Genomic DNA, 23,097 nt, shown 5'->3' with positions numbered 1-23,097 from the left:
GAGAGTCGGCAGTTTTGGCGGAAACGGAGGGATTCGAACCCTCGATGAGGCTCTACACCCCATACTCCCTTAGCAGGGGAGCACCTTCGGCCACTCGGTCACGTTTCCAATAAATCGATTATCTCACGACTTGCGGGCCATTTTCAGGTGGACGGCTGGTCCAGGTCAAAAGCCTTGTGCAATGCGCGCACGGCGAGCTCCATGTACTTCTCGTCGATGACCACGGAGGTCTTGATTTCGCTGGTGGAGATCATCTGGATGTTGATGCCCTCCTCGCTCAGCACGCGGAACATCTTGCTGGCGATGCCCACATGGCTGCGCATGCCGATGCCGACGATGCTGACCTTGCAGATCTTGGCGTCGCCGGTGACTTCCTGGGCGCCCAGCTTGGGGACGACCTGGGTCTTGAGCAGGTCGACGGCCTTGGAGTAGTCGTTGCGGTGAACGGTGAAGCTGAAGTCGGTCTTGCCGTCCTTGCTGACGTTCTGGATGATGACGTCGACTTCGATGTTGGCGTCGGCCACGGCGCCCAGGATCTGGTAGGCGATGCCGGGGGTGTCGGGCACGCCGAGCACGGAGATTTTGGCTTCATCGCGGTTGAAAGCGATGCCCGATACGATGGCTTGTTCCATGTTTTCGTCTTCCTCAAAGCTGATCAAAGTGCCTGACTTGGCTTCTTCGTTGATGTCGATGTCCCATTCGGTGAAGCTGGACAGCACGCGCAGCGGCACCTTGTACTTGCCGGCGAATTCCACCGAGCGGATTTGCAGCACCTTGGAGCCCATGGAGGCCATCTCCAGCATCTCTTCGAAGCTCACGGTGTGCAGGCGGCGCGCCTCGGGCACCACGCGCGGGTCGGTGGTGTAGACGCCGTCGACGTCGGTGTAGATCAGGCATTCATGCGCCTTGAGCGCCGCGGCGATGGCGACCGCCGAGGTGTCGGAGCCGCCGCGGCCCAGCGTGGTGACGTTGCCGCCCTCGTCCACGCCCTGAAAGCCCGTGATGATGACGACCTTGCCGGCGTCCAGGTCGGCGCGCACGCGCTCGTCGTCGATGGACTCGATGCGGGCCTTGGTGTAGGCGTTGTTGGTCTTGATGGTGACCTGCCAGCCGGCGTAGCTCACGGCCTGCATGCCTTCGGCCTGCAGCGCAATGGCCAGCAGGGCGCTGGAGGCCTGTTCGCCGGTGGCAGCCAGGGCGTCGAGTTCGCGGCTGTAGGCTTCGCCGGCCTTGGCGGGCGCCAGTTCCTTGGCCAGGCCCAGCAGGCGGTTGGTTTCGCCGCTCATGGCGCTGGGGACGACGACCATCTGGTGGCCGGCCCGCGCCCACTTGGCCACGCGTTTGGCCACGTTGCGGATGCGCTCGGTCGAGCCCATCGACGTGCCGCCATATTTATGAACGATCAATGCCATTGCAGGATGTCAATCAGAAGTTGTTGCGAATTTTTTGCGGGCTGTTACCGGCAAAAAGCGCTGTTTGAGAGGCTTTTGGCGGTGCTGCGGCGCCAGCAAAGCCCTCAATTATACCTAGGACTACTACATGGTTAAGCCGGCTTATCCGCCGCGGCCTCGTAGCGCAGGGCCGCGCCGGCCCGGGTGACGTGGCCGGTTGCCACCTTGAGGTGGATGCGGTGGCCACGGGTGGTGCAGGCGGCGATCTGCGACAGCAACTGCTCGAGCTGCGCGGCACTGGGCGTGGCGCCGTGCCACTCCAGCAGCCAGTGGCGCAGCAGATTGGCCTGGCGCGGCGCCGAAAGCGCCTGCAGGGCCGTGATGTCGGGCGGCGTGCCGACGCGCGCCAGATCTTCACGGGCGACCTCGGCCAGCAAGGCCTGCGCCTGGGCGGCATGCTGGGCGCTGCGCGCGAAGGTTTCGCGAAACTGCGGAAAGGATTCGGCCAGGGCCGGCAACAGACGGGCGCGTATGCGGTTGCGGGTGTAGCGCTCGTCGGTATTGGTTGGGTCGTCGACAAAGGGGACGTTTTGTTCCACCAACCATGCGCGCAAAGCCGCCGCGGGCAGCTGCAGCAGCGGCCGCAGGAACCGCACACCGCCGCGCTCAAAGCTTGCTGCCATGGAAGCCAGGCCCGGCAGGCCCGCGCCGCGGCTCAGTGCCAGCAACAGGGTCTCAACCTGGTCATCGGCATGCTGGCCCAGCAGCACCGCACCCAATCCTTGTTCAGAGGCCGTCCGGGCCAGCGCGGCATAACGCGCCAGCCGCGCCGCATCCTCGGGGCTCTGGCCCGCCGCGTTGCCGGCCTGCACGCGCAGTACCTCAAGCGGCACCTTCAGGCGCGCGCAAGTGTCCTCGCAAACCCGCGCGAATTCGTCGGCAGCGGCCTGCAGGCCATGGTGGATGTGCAGCGCCGTCACCTGCCCCGGCCAGCGCTGCGCGGCGGCCAACAGCAGCGCCGTGGAATCGGCGCCGCCGCTGTAGGCCACGCCCACAGGCAAAACGGGATCAAGGGGAGCCAGCGCCGCCAGCGCCGGGTTGGTGCCGCTCACGCCGTCACCGGCATGGGCGGCCGGCGTTTTACTTTGCGTCGGCCTTGGTGTCTGTGAAGCGGCCATAACTCTGCAGGCGTTCGTAGCGGCGGTCCAGCAACTCCTTGACCTTCAGGTCGCTGACCTGGCGGAAGGCGTCGTTGAGGGCGCGCTTGAGGAAGGCCGCCATCTGTTTGTGGTCGCGGTGGGCGCCGCCCACGGGCTCGTTGACGATCTTGTCGATCACGCCCAGGGCCTTGAGCCGGTGCGCGGTGATGCCCAGGGCTTCGGCGGCTTCCTGGGCCTTGTCGGAGGTCTTCCAGAGGATGGAAGCGCAGCCTTCAGGGCTGATGACGGAGTAGATCGAGTACTGCAGCATCACGACCTGGTCGGCCACCGAAATGGCCAGCGCGCCGCCGGAGCCGCCCTCGCCGATGATGGTGGTGATGATGGGCACTTCCAGCTGCGCCATCTCGAAGATGTTGCGGCCTATGGCCTCGGACTGGCCGCGCTCCTCGGCATCTATGCCGGGATACGCGCCGGGCGTGTCGACGAAGGTGAAGACCGGCAGCTTGAATTTCTCGGCGGTCTTCATCAGGCGCAGCGCCTTGCGGTAGCCCTCGGGCTTGCTCATGCCGAAATTGCGCAGGCCGCGTTCCTTGGTGTCACGGCCCTTCTGGTGGCCCAGCACCATGCAGGCGGTGCCGTTGAAGCGGGCCAGGCCGCCGACGATGGAAAGGTCGTCGGCGAAGTGCCGGTCGCCGTGCAATTCGACGAAATCGGTGAAGATTTCGTTGATGTAGTCCAGGGTGTAGGGGCGTTCGGCGTGGCGGGCGATCTTGGTGATCTGCCAGGGCGTCAGGTCGCTGTAGATGTCTTTGGTGAGTTGCTGGCTTTTTTTGGCCAGCTGGTCGATCTCTTCGGAGATATCGACGGCCGACTCGGTCTGTACGTAGCGCAGTTCTTCAATTTTTCCTTCGAGTTCCGCAATCGGTTGCTCAAAATCAAGGAAGGTTTTCTTCGCCATGTGCTGCTCCTCAGGGCTTCTTCAAACTTAAATCTTGCTCGGTGCCGCTGGAGGCACCCAGGACCGGTAAAGGGTCCAAAGAGCGCCAAATATACCAAGTTGCGACACTGCAGTACGGCGCCCAGGCGGCGGCCACTTCGCGCGCGTCGCTGCGGCTGACCGATTCGCCGGAAAAGTAATTCTGGCTGATGCCGCTGATCAGGCCGATGTCGTCCAGCGGCAGGACATTGGGACGCATCAGGTAAAAGATCAAAAACATCTCGGCCGTCCATCGGCCTATGCCGCGAATGGCCACCAGCTCGGCGATGATGGCCTCGTCGTCCATGGACTGCCAGTCCTTCACGTGGACGGTGCCGGCGTCGAAATTGATGGCCAGGTCAACCAGGTATTCGACCTTGCGTGCGCTCAGGCCGGCGGCCCGCATGTCGTCGACCTTCAGCCTGAGCACATTGGCCGGCGTCATCTTTTTGGGCAAGGCCTGGAAGCGGTGCCAGACGGTCTGCGCGGCCTTGACCGAGATTTGCTGCCCCACGATGCTGCGCGCCAGCGTGCTGAAGGCGTCGCCCCTGGCTTGCAGGTGGGCGTCGCCGAATTGCGGGATGAGCCGCTTCATCACGCGGTCTTTCTTGACCAGGTGCTTGCAGGCCTCGGCCCAGTAGGCGGGAGCCGCGGCGACCGGTCCCGGCACGTCGGCCAGTTCGGCGCTGGCGGGCCCGGTTTTGACGACCTGTTTCATGGCGCCTTCAGCAAGCCCGGCAGGGCCCGCGGATCATGTGGCGGCTTGCCACCGGCAGGACGGGCAAGGGTCACGACTGGGCCTCCCAGGTCGTGCCCGCGGCGGAGTCCTTGAGCACGATGCCCTGGGCCAGCAAGTTCTGGCGGATGCGGTCGGCCTCGGCGAAATTTTTCGCGGCCTTGGCGGCCGCGCGCTCGGCGATCAGACCCTGAATGCTGGCTTCGTCCAGGCCGGCGCCGGCCTGAAGGTAGGCGCCGGGCTCGCCCTGCAGCAAGCCCAGGCAGCCACCCAGGCTTTTGAGCAGGCCCGCCAGCGCGGGCGAGCGCGTCTTGTTGACTTCCCCGGCCAGGTCAAACAGCACGGCCACCGCTTCGGGCGTGCCGAAGTCCTCGTCCATCGCCGCCTTGAAGCGGGCGGCAAAGGGCTGCGTCCAGTCGATGGCTACAGCTGCATCCGGCGCGACCCCGGCCAGCGCGGTATACAGGCGCTTGAGCGCAGTACGGGCGTCGTCCAGGTGGGCGTCGCTGTAGTTGAGGGCGCTGCGGTAATGCGTGCGCACCAGGAAGAAGCGAATGGTCTCGGCGTCGTACTGCTTCAGCACGTCGCGAATGGTAAAAAAGTTGCCCAGCGACTTGGACATCTTCTCGTTGTCCACCCGCACAAAGCCGTTGTGCACCCAGAAGCGGGCCAGCGGCTTGCCGCTCGCGCCCTCGCTCTGGGCGATCTCGTTTTCATGGTGCGGGAACTGCAGGTCGGCGCCGCCGCCGTGCAGATCGAAGGTCTCGCCCAGGGTCTGGCAGCTCATGGCCGAGCACTCGATGTGCCAGCCGGGCCGGCCGGGGCCGTAGTCGCTGTCCCACTTGGCGTCTTCGGGCTCGGTGGGCTTGGCGCTCTTCCAGAGCACGAAATCCAGCGGATCGTCCTTGCCGTCCAGCACCGCCACGCGCTCGCCGGCGCGCAGCTCGTCCAGGGACTTGCCCGAGAGCTTGCCGTAGCCCTTGAATTTGCGCACCGCGTAGTTCACGTCGCCGCCGGGCGCGCGGTAAGCCAGGCCCTTGCCCTCGAGGGTGGCGATCAGGCCCAGCATCTGCGGCACGTATTCGGTGGCGCGCGGCTCCAGGGACGGCGGCTCCATGCCCAGCGCGCCTATGTCCTGGTGCATGGCCTGGATCATCTCGTCGGTCAGGGCCCGGATGCTGATGCCGCGCTCAACCGCCCGCTTGATGATCTTGTCGTCGATGTCGGTGATGTTGCGCACATAGGTCACGCGCAGGCCACTGGCCTTGAACCAGCGCTGCACCACGTCGAAGGCCATCATCATGCGCGCATGGCCGATGTGGCACAGGTCGTAAATCGTCATGCCGCAGACATACATGCGCACATGGCCGGGTTCCATCGGGGAAAAATCTTCCACGGCACGCGATAGCGTGTTGTAAATGCGAAGGCTCATGAAATTGGGGTCGACGGGGGCCCGACGTCGGTCGGGAGGCTATCGGTTGGACAGGGCAACAGGAAGGGTTATCTCACGGACGCGATGGACGGGCAAGGGCCGATCGGCGTGCGCGCAAAAACCTGCGACAAAAGGAAAAGTACGGAATCCGGGCGGCCATGGACTATACCCCCTCAGCTACAATCAGCCAGTATATCCAGCCCGATGGACAACATTCAGCGGCCCCTTTTGGCCCCCTGAAAAGCCGGGCCGTTTATGGCAATTTCCGACCCACGGCCCTCAAACAGCCCCAGGGGACCTAAAACAATAGCGAGAAGTTCTTATGCCCACGCAAAACTTTTTTAAACGCAAACCCCTGTCAGCCGTCCTGCGCCTGCTGGTGGCTGCCGCCGCCCTGTCGATGTCCGCCGCCCATGCCGACGATTACGCGGACGTCAGCCGCCTGATGCGCGCCGGCCAGTTTGCCGAAGCCATGGCCAAAGTGGACCAATACCTCGCCAGCAAGCCGCGCGACCCGCAGATGCGCTTTTTCAAGGGCGTGATCCAGACCGAAACCGGCAAGGCCAACGAGGCGATCGCCACCTTCACCAAGATCACCGAAGACTATCCCGAGCTGCCCGAACCGTATAACAACATGGCTGTGCTGTACGCCGGCCAGAGCCAGTTCGACAAGGCCCGCGCCGCGCTGGAAATGGCCATACGCACCAATCCCAGCTACGCCACCGCCCACGAAAACCTCGGCGACGTCTATGCACGCCTGGCCAGCCAGGCCTACAGCAAGGCACTGCAGCTGGACGGCGGCAATGCAGCCGTTCCGCCCAAGCTGGCCCTGATCCGCAACCTGTTCTCCGCCGACGCCAAAGCCCAGCCCCAAGCCGCCGCCAAGCCCGCCGCCGGCGCACAGGCTTCAGGCCCGGTCACGGCCGCCGCGCCCGCAGCACCCGTACCCGCCGCCAAGCCTGTGCCCGCACCCGCGGTCGCTGCCGCTCCACCCGCTGCGACGCCGGCCCCTGCCACCGTCCCGGCCCCTGCGCCTGCCGTCGCTGCAAGCGGCGCCGAGAAAGAAGTCGAAGCCGCCGTGCGCGGCTGGGCGCAAGCCTGGTCCGACAAGGACATGAGCGGCTACCTCAGCAGCTACGGCCCCAACTTCGACCCACCCGGCAAGCAGGCCCGCAAGGCCTGGGAAGAAGACCGCCGCGCGCGCATCGTCGGCAAGTCCAAGATCAGCGTGAAGCTTTCCAACCTGTCCATTTCGGTGCAGGGCAACAAAGCCACGGCACGGTTCAAACAAGACTACAGCGCCGACTCCCTGAACATCTCCAGCCGCAAGACCCTGGACCTCGCCAAGGTGGGTGACCGCTGGGTGATCGTCAAGGAATCCACGGGCGGTTAACCGCCGCGGCCCACTTGACCCAAGTGCATTGCCCAGCCCGCTCCCGCCTTTCTTCGCCGGCCGGCAAACTGTCGCGGAAATCTGCATGAAGAAGGTGCTTACAGCCTTTTTTTTCGTGGCACCTTGCCTGGTGCCAGCGCTGGCGCCTGCGCGTGCGGAAGCCGCCACCAAAGTGGCGCCGCGCGCCGCWGCAATACCGCAGCGCGAACCACGCGACGGTGAAGCGGAGGCCCGCCTGATTGAAATCTACAAGCTGATCGGCCAGGCCAAACCCCGCGAAGCGCTTCGTAACGCCGAGAGCCTGGTCAAGGACCACCCGAATTTCCAGCTTGCGCAGCTGGTCTACGGCGATCTGCTGGCGGGCTTCACGCGCCCGCTGCGCGCGCCGGGTGACGCACCCGAGATCACCGCCAGCAAGGCCGCGGCCCCGCTGCTGGCCGAGTTGCGCCAGGAATCCCTGCTGCGGTTGCGCGCGCTGCGCGAGCGCCCGGCGCCGGGCACCGTGCCCTCGCAGTTCCTGGCGCTATCCCCGCGCAACAAGCATGCGATCGCCGTCGACGCCTCCCGGTCTCGCCTCTACCTGTTTGAGAACGCGTCCACCGGCATGAAGCTGGTGGCCGATTACTACATCTCGGTCGGAAAATCCGGCATTGAAAAGTCCGTCGAAGGCGACCTGCGCACGCCGGTCGGGGTGTACTTCATCACCAGCAACCTGAACCCCAAATCGCTGCGTGATTTTTATGGGTCGGGTGCGCTGCCCATCAACTACCCCAACCAGCTGGACGTCAAGCGCGGCAAGACCGGCGGCGGCATCTGGCTGCACGGCACGCCGCCGGCGCAGTTTTCGCGGGCGCCGCTGTCCACCGACGGCTGCGTGGTGCTGGCCAACCCCGACCTGGAACGCATCATCCGCACGGTCGAGGTGCGCAGCACGCCGGTTGTCATCGCGCACAGCCTCAAATGGGTGGCGCCGCAATCGTTGGCAGCCGACATCAAATCGTTTGAAAACGTCCTGCAGGGCTGGCACAGTGCCAAGTCCAGCGGGGACATCGCCAAACTCACCGCCTGGTACACGCCCGACTTCACCAGCTACGGCAAGACCCTGGCCGAATGGACACCAAGCCTGCAGAGCGAGCTCAAGCAACTGGGTGGTCGCGACATCCAGCTCAAGGATGTGTCTTACCTGCGCTGGACCGACAGCAACGACACGATGGTGGTAACCTTTGGCGAGCTGGTCAAAGGCGCCAAGACGGGCCGCACCAAGCGCCAATACTGGGTCCGCCAGGGCAGCCAGTGGAAAATATTCTTCGAAGGAACCATTTGATGGCAGTTCACACAAGGCCGGCCGTGTCCGCGGCCTCTTCTGTTTCTTCCCCCTTGCGCCGCGCGGTATTCGCGCTGGCCGCCGCCGCAGGCCTGTCCCTGCTGGCCGGCCCGGCCCTCGCGCAGAATGCGCCCAAAGTCAAATTCGTCACCAGTGAAGGCGACTTCGTGGTTGAGGTCTATCCCGACAAGGCGCCCAAGACCGTCGAGAACTTCCTGCAGTACGTCAAGGACAGGCATTACGACGGCACGATTTTCCACCGCGTGATCAGCAACTTCATGGTGCAGGGGGGCGGCTACGACGCCACCTATGCCGAGAAGAAAACCCGCCCGCCGGTGCCGCATGAAGGACGCGAGGCGCTTGCCAAAGGCGGCCCGAAAAACGTGGTCGGCACCCTGGCCATGGCGCGCACCAACGACCCCAACTCCGCCACGGCGCAGTTCTTCATCAACGCGAAGGACAACGACTTCCTGAACCCCACCGTCATCCCGCCCGGCGACCCGGTGCCCAAATTCGAATACCAGGGCCGCGTCTATGAAAACACCCCGCGCGCGCAACTCGTCAATGCGCCGCAGCTCTACGGCTACACCGTCTTCGGCAAGGTCGTCAGCGGCATGGAGGTGGTCAACAAGATCAAGTCGGTGCCAACCGGTGCGGGCGGCCCTTTCCCGACCGACGTTCCCAAGACGCCTGTCCTCATCAAATCAGCAACCCTCGTCAATTGATTGACTTCCCCTACTTCCTTACAGGACACCACCATGAGCAAACCCAAAGTCGAACTCCACGTCGCTGAATACGGCGTCATCACGCTGGAACTGGACGACGCCAAGGCGCCCAAGACCGTTGCCAACTTCCTGAACTACGTCAACAAGGGCCATTACGCCAACACCGTGTTTCACCGCGTGATCCCCGGTTTCATGGTGCAAGGCGGCGGCTTCGAGCCCGGCATGAAACAAAAGCCCACCGACGGCGAAATCGAGAACGAAGCCAACAACGGCCTGAAGAACGACAACTACACCATCGCCATGGCACGCACCAACGCGCCGCATTCGGCGAGCGCCCAGTTTTTCATCAACGTCGCCGACAACGGCTTCCTCAACCACACCGCGCCCAACGCTTCGGGCTGGGGCTATGCCGTGTTCGGCAAGGTGATTGCAGGCGCTGACGTGGTCGACAAAATCAAAGCCGTCAAGACCGGCCGCAAAGGCTTTCACGACGACGTTCCGCTGGAAGACGTGATCATCCAGCGGGCCATTTCGCTGGACTGAACCGGTCCGCCGGCCACGCCCCCACCCAACCGGTGAACTCACCCACGACCGTTCCCGAGATCGCGGAGCTTTCGGCGCCGCCGTCCTGGCGCACGGTCGATTTCATTTCCGACCTGCATCTGCAGGCCGCCGAACCCGCCACCTTCGAAGCCTGGCGGCACTACCTTGAGAGCACGCCCGCCGACGCGATCTTCATCCTGGGTGACCTGTTCGAAGTCTGGGTCGGTGACGATGCCGTCAGCGAGGAAGATCTGCATGCGCCCTCGCCCGGCTTTGACGCGCTCTGCGCACGCACCATGGGTGAAGCCGCCGGCAGGCTGGCCCTCTTCTTCATGCATGGCAACCGCGACTTCCTGGTGGGCCGCGCCCTGATGGACCTGTGCAACACCACCTTGCTGAACGACCCGACCGTGCTGGAGTTTCCCGCGGGTTCGGGACGGCGCTGGCTGCTCTCGCACGGCGACGCCCTGTGCCTGGACGACACCGACTACATGGAATTCCGCCGGCAGGTGCGCAGCGCGGACTGGCAACGCGCCTTCCTGGCCAAGCCCCTCCCGGAGCGCCAAGAGATCGCGCGCGCACTGCGCCGGCAAAGCGAGGCGCGCAAACAATCGGGTGCGCAGTATGCCGACGTCGATGCCGAGGCCGCACGCCAATGGCTGGGCACCGCAAACGCTCCCACGCTGATTCACGGCCATACCCATAAACCGGCCATGCATGACTTGGGTGACGGTCTGTCTCGCGTCGTGCTCAGCGACTGGGATTTGGCCGCTTCCAGGCCGCGCGCCGACGTGCTCCGCCTGACAGCCAGCGGCGGCCTGCAGCGTGTCGGGCTGGCATGAGGCTGCATCGCCCCCCCCCTTCCCCCTCGCTCTACCCGTGTTTTTCTCTTTTGTTTTTTTCACCTGGGGCCCTTACCCCCTTTTGTTTTTATCCTTCAGGCCCCAACTCTGTTGCATCTGATCTAGACATAACGCCATGCTGAACTGGTTACGCACGCTGGGGCGCCAAAGCGTCCCCACCAAGACCATTCCCGACACACTGTGGATGGACACCTTGCTGAAGTTTCCCTTTCTGGCTCGCCGTCCGGTGAACGAACTGCAGCAGTTGCACGATCTGGCAGGTAAATTCCTGAAACAAAAGGAGTTCACGGGCGCGCAGGGGCTGCAAGTGACCGACGAGATCGCCGTCGCGATCGCCGCGCAGGCCTGCCTGCCGGTGCTTCACCTGGGCCTGCGCTGGTATGACGACTTCAAGGGAATCGTGGTGCACCCCGGCGCCATGCTGGCGCGCCGCGAAGTCACCGACCAGGCCGGCGTGGTGCACCGCTACAGCGAAGAGCTGTTGGGCGAGGCCATGGAGGGCGGCCCCGTCACCCTGAGCTGGGAGGACGTGGCCGCCGCAGGCAGCGCGGCCGAACACGGCCACAACGTCGTCATCCACGAATTCATCCACAAGATTGATATGCGCGACGGCGCGGCCGACGGTTGCCCGCCCCTGCCCACCCGCAGCGCCCTGAGCGGATGGCATTCGGTGATGCAGCCGGCGTTCGATGAGTTTTGCGAAAAAGTCGCCATGGCCAAGCGCTTCGGGGCCGAGCCGCCCTGGCTGGACGACTACGGGGCAGGCTCACCGGCGGAATTTTTCGCCGTGGCCTGCGAGGCCTACTTTGTCAACCGCGAACGCTTCACCCAGGATTTTCCGCAGCTGACGGTGCTGTTCGACAAATTCTTCATCCCGGCCAAATAAGCAAAGCAGCAAAGGCCGGGGCGGATTTGCGCCACCGGAGCCCGGGGTGGATACCTTACACCCCGACTTAACCCCCCCAATCCCTAGTCCCCTTAATCCTTTAACCCCTTTTCTTCGCCTGCTTCGTTTCATGGAGCTCCACCACCTTCCGGAGCCCCCCATGAAAACCCGTCTCCTCCCCGCTTCCATCCTGCTGGCCCTGTCCGCCTGGACCGTGCCGGCGCAGGCCGTTGGCCGCCTGGCCGACATCACCGTGATAGACCGCGCCAGCGGCGCCACGCTGCCGCTGTACTACCACCGTGGCGAATACTGGGTGGCGGGCCAATACGGCGCCAAATACGCGATCTCCGTGCGCAACAAGCTCAGCGAGCGCGTGCTGGCCGTGACCGCCGTTGACGGCGTGAATGTACTCAGCGGCGAAACCGCCGCCTGGGACCAGACCGGCTATGTGTTCTCGCCCTGGCAGCAGTACCAGGTAACGGGCTGGCGCAAAAGCAGCAGCGAAGTCGCCGCGTTCGAGTTTTCCGCGCTGGGGGATTCTTATGCCGGCCGCACCGGCCGGCCCGCCAACGTCGGCGTGATCGGCGTGGCGCTGTTTCGCGAACAGCCGCCCGAGCCGGTGGCGCAGGCGCCCGTGTATTCCAGCCCCTACCGCAGTGAGCGCGAGGCCGACGCCCCCGCCAGCCTGCGCGGCGCGCCCCCGGCGCCTGCTGCGCCGGCGCCCGCAGCTGAATCGCTGGCCGACCGGGCGACCGGCGGCGCACAAGCCTCAGCCTCCGCCGAAGGGATGCTCAGGAAAGCGCAGCCCTCCCCGTTGCCGGCTCCCAAACTGGGCACAGGCCACGGCGCGCGCGAAAGCTCCGTGGTGTCACATACCAGCTTCGCGCGCCTGCAAAGCCAGCCCAATGAAGTGATACGCATCCGCTACGACAGCCGCGAGAACCTGGTTGCCGCCGGCGTGATCCGCGAACCCGTGGCGCACAACCCCATTCCCGATCCCTTCCCGCAATCGGGCAGCACGTCCTATGTCCCCGACCCTCCTCTGCGCCGATACTGAAAGCATGCATCTGCGCCGTGATAATCTGGCGCATGCCCAGCGCCCCGACGCCAGACAATGCAGCCGAAGACAGCGACGAATCGCTGATGCTGCGCTATGCGGCCGGCGACATCGCGGCTTTCGATGCGCTTTATGCGCGCCACGAGCTCGGCGTATGGCGCTATGTGTTTCGCAGCGTGCGGGTGCAGGCGGTGGCCGACGACCTGCTGCAGGACGTGTGGTTTGCCGTGGCGCGCAGCGCGCCCACCTACACGGTCTCGGCGCGTTTCAAGACCTGGCTTTTCACCATGGCGCACAACCGGCTCGTTGATTACTTTCGCACAGCGCGCAACCATGTGAGCATTGACGGCGATGAAGACGGCGAAGGCGGCGGCATAGCCGGCACGCTGGCCGCGGATTCGGGCTTCGGTCCCTTGCGCCGGCTGGAATCCAGCGAGCAGGCGGCCGCGCTGATCGCGGCGGTCGAGCGCCTGCCGCGCGAACAGCGTGAAGCTTTTTTGTTGCAGGCCGAAGCCGGCCTCAGCGTGGACGAGATCGCAGCCGCCACCGGCGTGAATTTCGAGACCGCCAAAAGCCGTTTGCGCTATGCGCGAAACAGCCTGCGCCAACAGCTACAGGAGTTTGCATGACAGAGCCTGACCGCAGCCCGTCCGGCGATGAGCTGGTGCAGCGCTACCGCGAGGCCAGCGCGCAGGACACGCGCCGCCCCGGCGCCGACGTGCGCGCGGCGGTGCGCTCCCATGCGCAGATGGTGATTGCCGCAGGCAAGGCCCCCGCAACGACGGACAACGCCCCTACCCCCCCCGCCGCCAACCAGTCACGCTGGAAAATTTCCGCCCTGGCTAGCCTGGCGCTGGCCGGCTTGACGGGCCTGCTGGTATTGCAATACGACCGCGGTACGGACGAGGAAAAAGACCTGGTGTTCGGCCAGCCCAGCGCGAGCGCGCCCCCTGCACCTGCACCTGCACCTGCACCTGCACCCGCACCCGCACCCGCAACGGCTCCAGCAGCGGCGGCACCGCAAGCACCCCAGGCCGATAAGCGCAGCGCCAAAGCCGCACCCGCTGAAAACCTTGTACCCGCGCCCACGACGCAGGCGGCGGCCAAACCCGCGGCTCCACCCTCCATCACCGGCTCGGCCGCGCCCAAAACGGAAGACCAGGCCGCGCCACCGCCTTCGGCAAGCGCAGCCCCTTCACCAGCCCCACCGCCGCCCGCACCGGAGCTTGCCGCGGCCAGGGAAAGCCCACAGCCGGCACGGGCCGCGCGCCAGGCCGACGCCGCAACGGGCGGACTGGCAGCCCTACCGGCGCCCGTGCCGCAGGCTGAGGCACGGGCCGCACCGCCCGCACCCCAGCCCCCGGCTCCCGTGGCTGCACCAGCGCCTGCCGCACGCGCCGCCGCTGCTGCGCCTGTTGCCGCAGCGCCCGAACAAAAACGTGAAAAATCGGTCGCGCCAAGCTCAGCCCTGCGCGCGGAAGCGTCCGGCACCCCCCTACTGGCAGGCGCATTGCAGAACGCGGCGCGCGCGGGTGATCTGCCGCAAGTGGAGCGCCTTCTCCAGCAAGGCGCCGCCCTCAATGCGGCCGACGCGGCGGGCCGCACCCCCTTGATACTGGCCGCCATGCAGGGGCACACGGCCGTAGTCCAGCGCCTGCTGGCGGCGGGCGCGAATACCGCGCTGATCGACCACGACGGCCTGAACGCACTGCAACATGCGCGCCGGCTGGGCTATGACGGCATTGCCCACCTGATCGAAGCGGCCCGCTGAGCTTGTGGCGGTGCCGGGCGCGCGGACGGAACCTATTGACGGCACGCCCATCAACAGGGGTCAAGCCAGGCTGATGGCGCGAGGTACCATTGCAGCCCGCTTGCCCCTGAACCCTTTTTCACGAACAGGTCCTTCCCATGGATATAGATCCCCTTGAAGTTGCCAAGGGCGACGACACCGACGACGCATCCTTTGCGCAGTTCCGCAAGCTCAACCAGTTTGTGGCCATTACGATTGCCCTGCTGGCCACCTTCATGGGTATCTGCAAGGTCAAGGACGACAACATCGTCCAGGCAATGCAGCAGGCGCAGGCCAACAAGCTGGACCACTGGAACTTCTACCAGGCGCGCAACATCCGCGAGGAAGTCGCCAAAGGCACCCTGCTGCAGCTGCGGCTGGCCGCCCCGTCACAGCCCGCTTCGGAGCAAGCCAACTACCAGAAGGCGATTGCGCAGTACGAGCAACTGGCGGCCGAGCAGGCCAGAAAAAAAGACGAGCTGAAAGCACAAGCCGAGCAGGACCAGAAAGACTATGACGCCGCCAATTTTCGCGACGATCAATTCGACCTGGCCGACGCCCTGCTGGCCATTGCCATTTCACTGCTGGCCGTCACGGCGCTGACCCATTTCTGGTGGCTTTACTTTCTGGCGCTGGTGCCCACGGGTTTTGGCGTGATGATGGGTCTGGCTGGCCTGGCGGGCTGGGGCATTCACCCGGATATGCTGATCCGGCTGCTTTCCTAGTGGCTCCGGACGGCGCTCAAACCTGGGCAAGGCGTCACCAAGGGCTTAGCTCGCGTAATACAGCACGGCCACGCAGTGGCAGGCGGTACCCGCCGCCACAAACAAGTGCCAGATGAAGTGCCCGTAGCGCAGCCTGGAATCGGTGGCGAAAAAGCCCACGCCCAAGGTGTAAAAAAGGCCGCCGGCCACCAGCCAGAACAAGCCCCAGCCCGGAATCAGTTCCAGCATGGGCTTGACGGCAATCACGGCAATCCATCCCATCGCGAGGTACAGCGCCGTGGACACGCGCGGGTAGCGTATGCCGGCGACGGCCTTCACCGCCACCCCGGCCAGCGCCATGGCCCAGACCAGGCCGAACAGCGTCCAGCCCCAGGGACCGCGCAGCACACCTAAGGTGAAAGGCGTATAGGTTCCAGCAATCAGCAGGTAGATCGCACCATGGTCCAGCACCTGGAACACGCTCTTGGCGCGCGCGGCGCGCACCGCCGGCAGCGCGTGGTACAGCATGGAGGTGAAGTACAGCAGCACCATGGTGGCGGCGAACACCGAGGCGCCTGCAATGTCAATGGCATCACCTTGCCGCGCGCTGGCCGCCACCACGAAAGGGGCGGCCACTATCGCAGCGAGCAGCGCCACGCCGTGGCTGACGCTGTTGGCGATTTCCTCGCCCAAGGTTTGCGGCCGATCCTGGGGCAAGGCCACAGCAGCGGCAGAAGCCCTCATCGTTTGAGAAGCGCCTTGAGCACGTTCTGAACGCGCCGGGCATTGCCGGCATCAAAGTCGGCGGCCAGCACCTGGGCCGTGTCTTCGCCCCAGGTTTCGGCCGGCGCGGGCGCGTTGCGTTTGGTCAGCAGTTGCAGCTGCAGCATGCGGCGCGCGCTGATGTGCTCGGCAGGCGTGGGCAGGTCGGCGGCAATTTCCAGGCGCAGCAGCGCTTCGGCGGCATCCTTGCCCGAAGGTGTACTGACGGCCTGCACCCAGCGGTTGCGCACGGCGGGCGGCACGGCCTTGCCGAGATCCTGCGCGCTGGGCAGTTGCGCCGGGTCGCGTTTTTCCCAGGCGGTCAGCAAATGCGTCAGCACCTCGCCGTGTGCCTGCAAGGCAAGCTTTTTCAGGGCCTGGTTGGCCGCATCAAAAGCTTCGCGCTGGGCGCGGAAGGCGGCGTCGCCCAGGCGCGGGCCGCGCTCTTCAAAAGCCGGGCGCTCGCTCCCGCGCGGGCCGCGCTCGTCACGACCCGGACGGGCATCGCGGTCGGGACGGTAGGGCTCGAACTTGTTGTCGGCGCTCTGGCGCGGGCCGCCCGGTTTGGCGCCCGGGCGCGCGTCCTTGCGGTCGCCGAACTTGCCGCCGCGGCCTGCCGGGGCGGGTTCGGGTTTTTTCATGCCGGGACGATCGTCGCCGCGCCTTGCCACGATGGGTTTGGGCGCCGGCTTGGGTGCGGGTGGTGCTTCAGCAGGGGCGCTGGCAGGCTCGCCCGCTTCCGCAAATTCAGCGGCCGCTGCGGCCTGCGCGTTGGCAACAGGTTCAGCCCCAGCCTCCGGCGCGGCCGCAAGCGCGGCTTCGACGGAAGGCGTATCAGCGGCTGGCGCGGGTGCAGGCGCCGCCGCGGCGGCCACAGGCACCTGGCCGCGCACAATGGCTTCCAATGCCTTGGCAGCGGCGTGGATCTTCTGGGCGTCCCCGCTGGCAGTGGCGGCTTCCACGGCTTTGGAGGCTTCCAGCACCATGCGGTCGTATTCACCCAGGGCCGCGGCGGCTTTCTCGCGCTCGGCGGTCTTGCGCTGGAAGGCGTCGTCGATGGGCTTCCTGAAAGCATCCCACATCTTTTGCTCTTGCTTGCGCTCGATGGGCACGGCCTGTGCCTCATGCTGCCAGCGCTGCTGCAACGACTTCACCGCATCTATGCGCAGTTGCGGCTCGGCGCCCAGCACGGCGGCTTCTTCGATCATGGCCTTGCGGCGTGCGATGCTTTCGGTGCGCGCAGCGGTCAGCGCGGCATCGGCCGTCTCCATCGCGGCCTTCCACACCGGCTGTATTTCGGCAAACGCCTTTTCGCCTAGGTGTCCGGCCTCGCGCCATTTCTCGACAAAACCGTTGAGGCTGCGGATGTGGTGCTTCCAGTCGGTATTGCCCTTGTTGGCCTCGGCCCAGGCAAGCACTTCGTCGATCAGCAGCTTGCGCTCGGCCTTGACGGCCTCGCCTTGCTCCTTGACTTTCTCAAGCCAGGCTTCGACAACCTTGTGCGCCTCGTTGCAGGCATCGTCAAAACGCTTCCAGAGCGCGTGGTTGGGCGTGCCGCCCTGGTCGCTCGTCTTCCACTGCTCGCGCATGGCGCGCAGGGCTTCCTGTTGCTTGCGGCCACCCAGCGGCTTGGCGACCAGCGCCTCGGCCTTGACGACCAGCTCTTCGCGGATCTGGTCGGCGCGCCAGCGCTGCCAGCCTTCAAGCTCGCCGGCCGCGGTGAGCGCGGCATGCGCGGCCGCCTCGAGCTTGCTGTCGATATTGCGGATGTTTTCCTTGAGCGCCTGGCGCAGCTCGGCCGCGACCTTGGGCGTGGACTTGCCGTGGCCTTCGGTAACCTCATGCTCGAGCTTGGCGAGCGCGGCCTGCACGACGGCCGAAGACTTTTCGCGCATCTCCTTGAGCACGGCCGGATCGATCTTGGCTTTGGGCGCGCGCGCAGGCTGCTCACCGGCCGCAGGCGGCAGGCCTCGCGCCGCGCGCAGTTCGTCAGCCCATACCGGCACGGCGGGCAATGGCGCCGCTGCATCGTCGGCGGCTTTCTGGGCCTGCGCGAGCGCACCCTGGAAGGCTTCCCACACGGCAAGCAACTGCGCGCGCGATGCGTCAAGCAGCGGGGGAAATTTCGCGTCCACGCTGGCCCAGTTGGCGTCATGCGTGATTTCATCGGCTTGCGATTGCCAGTGCGTGACGTCGCCGCGCAAGGACTCAAGGGCGGCTTCGGCATCGCGCCAGGGTTTGAGCGACAGCACTTCGGTGCGCTGGGCCAGCAGCACGGCGGCTTCGCGTTGCACCTGGGTTCGGTGCTGCAGGTCTTCGATGGTCTTCACGCGCTCGGCCAGTTGCGCCTTGAGGCCGGCCAGCGGCTCTTTGGACAGCGGCGCACCGGCCTTGGCGGCGTCGCGCTGCCAGGCCAGGGCGTCGGCCAGGTTGAGCTTGGGCACTGCCAGCAGCGCCTGGGCTTTTTCGGCCCATTCGGCGGCCACGGCTTCCTGGCCCTTGCTGCGCTTGATCTCGTCGAGCTTTTCCTTCAGCGGCTTGGCCGCGCCCTTGTCGCGGTTGGACAGGTCCTTGTAGACCTCGGCCATCTGCTCGGCCGTGGGTTCGCTCGCCAGCCAGGTGCGGATGCGCGAGGCACGCTCGCCTGAGGTGGGCGCGGAGAATGCGCCACCGGTCAGGCCATCCAGCGGATGGGCTTCGGCTTGTTTGGGGGATGGCGTTTTCACGGCGGGAGTGTCAGGTTTTGAAGATTTAAACATGGGAACGCAGGCTCAAAAAAATAGGTGCCGCCGACCGCAAGCGCCCTGTTGAACGGGGCATTGCGGGGCGGCAGCAGGTGTTGGAGTGGATGGGGGGCCGCGCCGCGCAACCCGTGTTGCACGCACCGGCCCTGGGCCCATAAAAGCTTTATCAATAAAGCGCTGGTGCTATTTTCGCCTTTTTTAGGGCATCGCCAAATTCAGCTCCGCGCGGGGTGTCCATTTAGCCTCCGGCGGCACGGCTTTGGCCGCGCCCAGGAACAGCCTTTCGGGCGGCAATTCGCGCGAGGCGAGGTAGTCTTTCACCGCGACGCCGCGCTGCACGGCGAGCTCGCGCATGGCGTCGTCGTTGACCTTGATGTCGGCCAGCAGCAGCTTTTCCATCTCGGGCACAGGCAGGTCCTTGGCCAGCCCGATGAGGTTGCGCGGCTTGGGCATGTCGGCGCGTTTATAGACTTCCTTGAGCAGATCGGGGTATTCCGCCGGGCTGATGCTCACGGCTGCCGAGGTGGTTCCGCCCTCCTTCACCGTGATGCGGCGTTTTTCGGCGCGCACCAGCGCGTCCAGCCGCTCGCGCTTGAAGCCCTCGCGCTCGGCCTCCACGCTGCTGGTTCCCACCACGGTGAGCCGCAGCGATGGCCTGTCGGCCAGCGCCTTGGCGACCTTGTCCAGGCCGGCCTTGGCCTCGGGGCGCAGTTCGGCGCTGCCGGGCGCGAATCCCACGATGCTGAGCTCCTCGCCCCCGCCGCCAAACGCGTTGGCCAACAGACTGAAAGGCGAGGTGATGGCCTTGACGATCACGTTGACGATGACCTTGATGATGATGGGGCCCAGGCTGAACTGCGGGTCATTGAGCGAGCCGCTGATGGGCAGGTCGATGTCGATCACGCCGTTGCGGTCGGCCAGCAGCGCGACGGCGAGCTTGACCGGCAGGCTGGCGGTGGAGCCCGGCACCTTCTCACCGAAGGCCAACTGGTTCAGGATCACCTTGTTGGTCGCCGTGAGCTTGCCGTCGGGCTGCACCAGGTAGCTCACGTCAACACTGAGCTTGCCGCGGTTGATGCCGTAACCCGAGTACTTGACGGAGTACGGCGACAGCGGCGGCAGCTCCAGGTCGCGCACCTTGCCCTTGATGTCCAGCGCCAACGGCTTGGCGAGCGGGTTGAGCTTGCCCAGGATTTCGAGCGAGGCCGTGCCTTCGGCTCGCCCCCGCAGTTCCAGGTCGGCCATCGCAGGCACTGCCGCCGTGCCGCCGGCAGGTATGGGGGCCACCGACGAAAAGGCGCTGAGCTTGCCGGTCAGGTCGCTGAGGTCGGCCGAATAATTTGGTTTCACGAAGCGGTCCGAGAACAGCACCTTGCCGTTGATCAGGCTGATGGGGCCGAAGTTCACGATGGGCGGCGGGTTTGCCGGAGCCACGGCGCCTTTGGCATCGGCGACCGTCGTTTTGGGTGGCGCTGCGGCTGCGGATGCCGGCGTCGAAGCTGCGACGGCCGCCTCCGCGGCTCCCGCAGGGGTGCTGGATTTGACGAGGTCCTGCAAATTGATGCGGCCGTCGGGCATGACGATCAAACGCGCAAAAAAATCGGTCAGCACGGTTTCCTTGACCTCCACGCGCGTGGCCTTGGCCGGATCCAGCGCCACATGAAAGCCGCGCAGGTTCAGCGCTTTCCAGGCGAGCAGGTCTTCGCTGGGCGCCAGTGTGTTGGCGCGCAGCTCTTCGAGTGAGACATCGCCCGTGACCTGCGCCTGCGGCCCGCCCGGCGTCTGGCGGTACGCCACCCTCCCCTTGAAGCTGGCATCGGCACGCAGCAGCTCAATATTGAGGGTGTCGGCGAAATAAGGCTCAAAGGCCTGCACCGGCAGCCGGTCGACCAACAGGCGGCCCTGGGCCTGAAGCGGCGCCAGGCCGATGCTGCCGTTGAAATCGACCTTGCCGGGCTCGAAGCGGCCGGCGGCCAGGCGCAGGGAGGCGGTCAGCGGCATGGGTTTGGCGGCCTGGGCCCGGGATGCGGGCCTGTCGTCCAGCAGCAGCCCGCCGAGCTGGGCTTTGGCCCCGGTAACCTCGAAAGCCACCGGCTTGGCCCCGGCCTTGTCGGAAAACGACATCGTGCCCCCTTCAAGCTGCACATCCTGGATGGCCACGGCCCAGGAAGGCGCGGCCGCCCGGGTGGCCGCATCGGCGGTTGGCGGTGCTGGCGGCGCAGCGCTGGCGCCGGGCCTGGCCATCCAGCGCTCGTACATCCAGTGCTTGTCGCTGTCACGGTCCACCAGGGCCTTCGGCTGCGTCAGCAGAAGCTTGGCAGCCTTGAAGTTCTGGCCGGCCATATCGATGTCCACCTGCGCCAGGTCCACGCGCTTGACCGACACCAGCGAGACCTTGCCTTGGGCCAGTTGCACCTCACTTAGCGCGAGCTGCGGCGCGCTGAGTCGCAGCACTTGCGGCTTGTCGCCGCTGGCCGCCTGCCAGTTCACGCCCAGTTCGGCGTCAAGCTGGCCGCCCAGTGCCGGCAGCAGGAACTGACCCACGTATTTGGCGGCCATGCCCAGCGGCCAGGCCGCCACCTTGGCCGTGAGCTGAGCGGCCTGGTCGGTGGCGCTGCCCTGGAAAGTCAGCAGAGCGGGAGCGGCCGGAGCCTGCACGGCTGCCGGCTTGCTGCCCGCCTTGGTACTGGCCTTGGTGGGCGGAGGCACAGGAGCCGCAGGTGGCTCAAAGCCCACCGAGCCGTCAAATTGCAGCGGTGCGCTGGCCGAGAAAGGCATGGCGATGGCCGTGGCATTGAGTTGCAGGCCGCTGAGGCGGATATCGGCGGGCGAAGCCAGGGTTTCGTCCAGCCAGTTCACGCTGCCCGCGCGCACCGCTACCCGGGCGACCTGAACCCTCCAGGGTGTGGGCGCCGTCCCTTTGGCCGCCGCGGCCGGCTTGGCGGGATCCGGCATGCCTGCTTCATTTTTTGCAGCAGGTGTGGCAGCAGGCGGAAGCAAATTGAGGTGCCCCGTCCGGTCGCGGACGATGGACAGCGCTGGCGCGGTCAGTTCGACCGCCGCGAGCTTGACGAACTGCTCCAGGGGCCGCACATCGGCCATGTTGACCTGCAGTCGCTCAAATGCGAGCACATCGGGACGGGCCGCAGGGGGCAGCTCACCACCCGCGCCGCCGCGCTTTCCGGCCGGCTTGCGGCCGGCGGCCTGGGCGGGGGCAGCCATCGCCGCCTGGCCTACCGCCTGCACGCGGACATTCTCCGCCGTCACCGTGCCGGAGATCCGCACCTGCGTGGCCGGCGTCTGCTCAAACGCCACCTTGGCATCGGCATGCAGCACGGCGCTTTGCAATTTGTAGGGCAGGCTCGCTGGCCAGTAGGCCAGGTAGGGGTTCAGGTCGAAGCCGCGCAGCGTCAGGGTGGCGTCGGTCTTGTGGGTCTGGGCAAAGGGCGTGCCCTCGGCGGCGGTGTCGAAACTGCTGCCGTTGAGCTTGAAAGCCAGGTGCGGCGCAGTCTTGATTTCCCGCTGGGATTTGAGGTTGCTCAGGAAAGGTACGGAGAGGTTCAGATCCCTCAACTCATGGGTCTTGCCGACGGACTGGTCGGCAAAGTCAACGCGCCCGCCACTCACCTCGATGTTGTAGACCGCAAAACGCGGCGGATCGCCGGCCGGCTGGTCAGCGGGCGCCTTCAGGCGCGCCAGGATGTCGTCGATGTCATAGCGGCCCTCACCCTGGTGAGCCAGAAAGGCCACGGGTTCGTCGACCTGCACAGCGTCGGCTACCGGCGCCAGCCGCAACAGGGACTCGAGTTCCGCATCTATATATATGCGCTTGACGGTCAGCTGGGGGCTTGCCCGGGGGGCGCCGGCACCGCCCGCTTTGGCGATGGCCAGGTCGTGCAAGGTGAGTTCCAGCGACCAGGGCTTGAAATCGACCGCGCCCACCGTGACCTGCCGGCCGAGTTTTTCAGAGGCAATTTTCTCGATTTGCGACTTCAGGACGACCGGCACGGCCGTATAGGCCAGCGCCCAGACCAGTAACAGGGAGCCCAGCGCCCACGCGGCGCGCCGCCGCCACAAGGGTGAGCGGGCCACACCCGCAGCCCGCGCCGGCAGGGCTTTTGCTGTGTTTCGCCATTCAATTTCGCGCCATTTGTTCTTCAAATCATCGATTGCCATAGCCGCCGAGTTTTTAACGCGGGCGCCAATCGGTCAATGATTTATTTGAAAAAGACGGTCACCCCAAAGGGCAATGTCCAAAAGAAAAACCCCGGGCAGTTGAACCGACCGGGGTTGACGGCGGGCATTTATGCTCAAGCCGTCGGGTTTCCGCAAAAGAGAGATGAATCGTCTCCAGTGCGATGAAAGCAAGTGATTGCTTCCAGATTTTCCGGGGTTGGCTACCCGGTTGGATGCGTGAATGAACACGCAACTGCAGGTTAAACCTCGGTAGCCCGAGATGCAAGACCATCTTTTCAATCACATGGACCGGTGTGATTGGCACTGCCTTCAGCATGTGCTTGAGCATCTGAAATCGCCTCTTCAGTCCCACATCGAACATCGAAAACGGCCTACAGCCGGACCCGCGATCCGCCGATCCGGTATTTTTCACAGC

Annotated in this window: 18 protein-coding genes and 1 tRNA gene; 10 read left to right on the top strand and 9 right to left on the bottom strand. The window is 65.5% G+C overall.

Going from position 1 to position 23,097, the window contains the following annotated elements:
- Positions 1-15: 15 nt before the first annotated feature.
- The 6 genes from AC1DXS_RS15940 to cysS form a co-directional block, all read right to left on the bottom strand.
- Positions 16-108, bottom strand: a tRNA-Ser gene (locus AC1DXS_RS15940).
- Positions 109-143: 35 nt separating this feature from the next.
- The gene (locus tag AC1DXS_RS15935) at positions 144-1,412 is read right to left on the bottom strand and encodes an aspartate kinase (protein ID WP_007870438.1); all 1,269 of its coding nucleotides are present in this window, start codon (positions 1,410-1,412) and stop codon (positions 144-146) included.
- A 131-nt stretch (positions 1,413-1,543) separates the two neighbouring features.
- On the bottom strand, positions 1,544-2,569 hold the full coding sequence (gene tilS / locus AC1DXS_RS15930) for a tRNA lysidine(34) synthetase TilS (RefSeq protein ID WP_477738455.1): 1,026 nt from the start codon (positions 2,567-2,569) through the stop codon (positions 1,544-1,546).
- Complete coding sequence (locus AC1DXS_RS15925; protein WP_007870434.1) at positions 2,532-3,509, bottom strand: acetyl-CoA carboxylase carboxyltransferase subunit alpha; 978 nt, start codon at positions 3,507-3,509, stop codon at positions 2,532-2,534. The genes tilS and AC1DXS_RS15925 overlap by 38 nt, the downstream gene beginning before the upstream one ends.
- A gap of 10 nt (positions 3,510-3,519) precedes the next feature.
- A complete protein-coding gene (locus tag AC1DXS_RS15920; RefSeq protein ID WP_477738454.1) occupies positions 3,520-4,245 on the bottom strand; it encodes a DNA-3-methyladenine glycosylase family protein in 726 nt (241 codons plus the stop codon).
- A 70-nt stretch (positions 4,246-4,315) separates the two neighbouring features.
- Positions 4,316-5,695, bottom strand: coding sequence for a cysteine--tRNA ligase (gene cysS, locus AC1DXS_RS15915; RefSeq protein WP_477738453.1), 1,380 nt, complete (start codon positions 5,693-5,695; stop codon positions 4,316-4,318).
- A gap of 322 nt (positions 5,696-6,017) precedes the next feature.
- Between cysS and AC1DXS_RS15910 the strand changes: the two genes are divergently transcribed.
- The 10 genes from AC1DXS_RS15910 to AC1DXS_RS15865 all read left to right on the top strand — a co-directional run bounded on the left by AC1DXS_RS15910 (position 6,018) and on the right by AC1DXS_RS15865 (position 15,000).
- On the top strand, positions 6,018-7,088 hold the full coding sequence (locus tag AC1DXS_RS15910; RefSeq protein ID WP_477738452.1) for a L,D-transpeptidase Cds6 family protein: 1,071 nt from the start codon (positions 6,018-6,020) through the stop codon (positions 7,086-7,088).
- Between the two features lie 85 nt (positions 7,089-7,173).
- A complete protein-coding gene (locus tag AC1DXS_RS15905) occupies positions 7,174-8,412 on the top strand; it encodes a L,D-transpeptidase family protein (RefSeq protein WP_477738451.1) in 1,239 nt (412 codons plus the stop codon).
- The gene (locus AC1DXS_RS15900; protein WP_477738450.1) at positions 8,412-9,137 is read left to right on the top strand and encodes a peptidylprolyl isomerase; all 726 of its coding nucleotides are present in this window, start codon (positions 8,412-8,414) and stop codon (positions 9,135-9,137) included. The genes AC1DXS_RS15905 and AC1DXS_RS15900 overlap by 1 nt, the downstream gene beginning before the upstream one ends.
- 33 nt (positions 9,138-9,170) lie before the next feature.
- Positions 9,171-9,680: a peptidylprolyl isomerase gene (locus AC1DXS_RS15895; protein ID WP_477738449.1), complete on the top strand. Its 510-nt coding sequence runs from the start codon at positions 9,171-9,173 to the stop codon at positions 9,678-9,680.
- A gap of 32 nt (positions 9,681-9,712) precedes the next feature.
- Positions 9,713-10,522, top strand: coding sequence for a UDP-2,3-diacylglucosamine diphosphatase (locus AC1DXS_RS15890; protein ID WP_477738448.1), 810 nt, complete (start codon positions 9,713-9,715; stop codon positions 10,520-10,522).
- Positions 10,523-10,658: 136 nt separating this feature from the next.
- Positions 10,659-11,429 (top strand): M90 family metallopeptidase, encoded by a 771-nt coding sequence (locus AC1DXS_RS15885; RefSeq protein ID WP_477738447.1) that lies wholly within the window; start codon positions 10,659-10,661, stop codon positions 11,427-11,429.
- 160 nt (positions 11,430-11,589) lie between these two features.
- Complete coding sequence (locus AC1DXS_RS15880) at positions 11,590-12,486, top strand: hypothetical protein (RefSeq protein ID WP_477738446.1); 897 nt, start codon at positions 11,590-11,592, stop codon at positions 12,484-12,486.
- A 32-nt stretch (positions 12,487-12,518) separates the two neighbouring features.
- Complete coding sequence (locus tag AC1DXS_RS15875) at positions 12,519-13,115, top strand: sigma-70 family RNA polymerase sigma factor (RefSeq protein ID WP_477738445.1); 597 nt, start codon at positions 12,519-12,521, stop codon at positions 13,113-13,115.
- Positions 13,112-14,257: an ankyrin repeat domain-containing protein gene (locus AC1DXS_RS15870; protein ID WP_477738444.1), complete on the top strand. Its 1,146-nt coding sequence runs from the start codon at positions 13,112-13,114 to the stop codon at positions 14,255-14,257. The genes AC1DXS_RS15875 and AC1DXS_RS15870 overlap by 4 nt, the downstream gene beginning before the upstream one ends.
- A 137-nt stretch (positions 14,258-14,394) precedes the next feature.
- Positions 14,395-15,000: a DUF4337 domain-containing protein gene (locus AC1DXS_RS15865; RefSeq protein ID WP_477738443.1), complete on the top strand. Its 606-nt coding sequence runs from the start codon at positions 14,395-14,397 to the stop codon at positions 14,998-15,000.
- A 45-nt stretch (positions 15,001-15,045) separates the two neighbouring features.
- On the opposite strand, the gene trhA is transcribed toward AC1DXS_RS15865, so the two are convergent.
- The 3 genes from trhA to AC1DXS_RS15850 form a co-directional block, all read right to left on the bottom strand.
- Positions 15,046-15,723: a PAQR family membrane homeostasis protein TrhA gene (gene trhA / locus AC1DXS_RS15860; RefSeq protein ID WP_477738442.1), complete on the bottom strand. Its 678-nt coding sequence runs from the start codon at positions 15,721-15,723 to the stop codon at positions 15,046-15,048.
- Positions 15,720-18,500 carry a DUF349 domain-containing protein gene (locus tag AC1DXS_RS15855; RefSeq protein ID WP_477738441.1) on the bottom strand — a complete coding sequence of 927 codons (2,781 nt, stop codon included), beginning with the start codon at positions 18,498-18,500 and terminating at the stop codon, positions 15,720-15,722. Before AC1DXS_RS15855 ends, trhA begins: the two co-directional genes overlap by 4 nt.
- Positions 18,501-18,683: 183 nt before the next feature.
- Positions 18,684-22,661 (bottom strand): DUF748 domain-containing protein, encoded by a 3,978-nt coding sequence (locus AC1DXS_RS15850; RefSeq protein WP_477738440.1) that lies wholly within the window; start codon positions 22,659-22,661, stop codon positions 18,684-18,686.
- Positions 22,662-23,097 lie beyond the last annotated feature (436 nt).

This window comes from Polaromonas sp. P3_B1, assembly GCF_056402935.1.
Note: the sequence above shows the minus strand (reverse complement) of the source record. Positions and strands in the feature narration are given on the sequence as shown.

Coding starts and splice junctions, on each gene's coding strand:
- AC1DXS_RS15935 (WP_007870438.1), bottom strand. CDS start 1,412: ATGGCATTGATCGTTCATAAATATGGCGGCACGTCGATGGGCTCGACC.
- tilS (WP_477738455.1), bottom strand. CDS start 2,569: ATGGCCGCTTCACAGACACCAAGGCCGACGCAAAGTAAAACGCCGGCC.
- AC1DXS_RS15925 (WP_007870434.1), bottom strand. CDS start 3,509: ATGGCGAAGAAAACCTTCCTTGATTTTGAGCAACCGATTGCGGAACTC.
- AC1DXS_RS15920 (WP_477738454.1), bottom strand. CDS start 4,245: ATGAAACAGGTCGTCAAAACCGGGCCCGCCAGCGCCGAACTGGCCGAC.
- cysS (WP_477738453.1), bottom strand. CDS start 5,695: ATGAGCCTTCGCATTTACAACACGCTATCGCGTGCCGTGGAAGATTTT.
- AC1DXS_RS15910 (WP_477738452.1), top strand. CDS start 6,018: ATGCCCACGCAAAACTTTTTTAAACGCAAACCCCTGTCAGCCGTCCTG.
- AC1DXS_RS15900 (WP_477738450.1), top strand. CDS start 8,412: ATGGCAGTTCACACAAGGCCGGCCGTGTCCGCGGCCTCTTCTGTTTCT.
- AC1DXS_RS15895 (WP_477738449.1), top strand. CDS start 9,171: ATGAGCAAACCCAAAGTCGAACTCCACGTCGCTGAATACGGCGTCATC.
- AC1DXS_RS15885 (WP_477738447.1), top strand. CDS start 10,659: ATGCTGAACTGGTTACGCACGCTGGGGCGCCAAAGCGTCCCCACCAAG.
- AC1DXS_RS15880 (WP_477738446.1), top strand. CDS start 11,590: ATGAAAACCCGTCTCCTCCCCGCTTCCATCCTGCTGGCCCTGTCCGCC.
- AC1DXS_RS15875 (WP_477738445.1), top strand. CDS start 12,519: ATGCCCAGCGCCCCGACGCCAGACAATGCAGCCGAAGACAGCGACGAA.
- AC1DXS_RS15870 (WP_477738444.1), top strand. CDS start 13,112: ATGACAGAGCCTGACCGCAGCCCGTCCGGCGATGAGCTGGTGCAGCGC.
- AC1DXS_RS15865 (WP_477738443.1), top strand. CDS start 14,395: ATGGATATAGATCCCCTTGAAGTTGCCAAGGGCGACGACACCGACGAC.
- trhA (WP_477738442.1), bottom strand. CDS start 15,723: ATGAGGGCTTCTGCCGCTGCTGTGGCCTTGCCCCAGGATCGGCCGCAA.
- AC1DXS_RS15855 (WP_477738441.1), bottom strand. CDS start 18,500: ATGTTTAAATCTTCAAAACCTGACACTCCCGCCGTGAAAACGCCATCC.
- AC1DXS_RS15850 (WP_477738440.1), bottom strand. CDS start 22,661: ATGGCAATCGATGATTTGAAGAACAAATGGCGCGAAATTGAATGGCGA.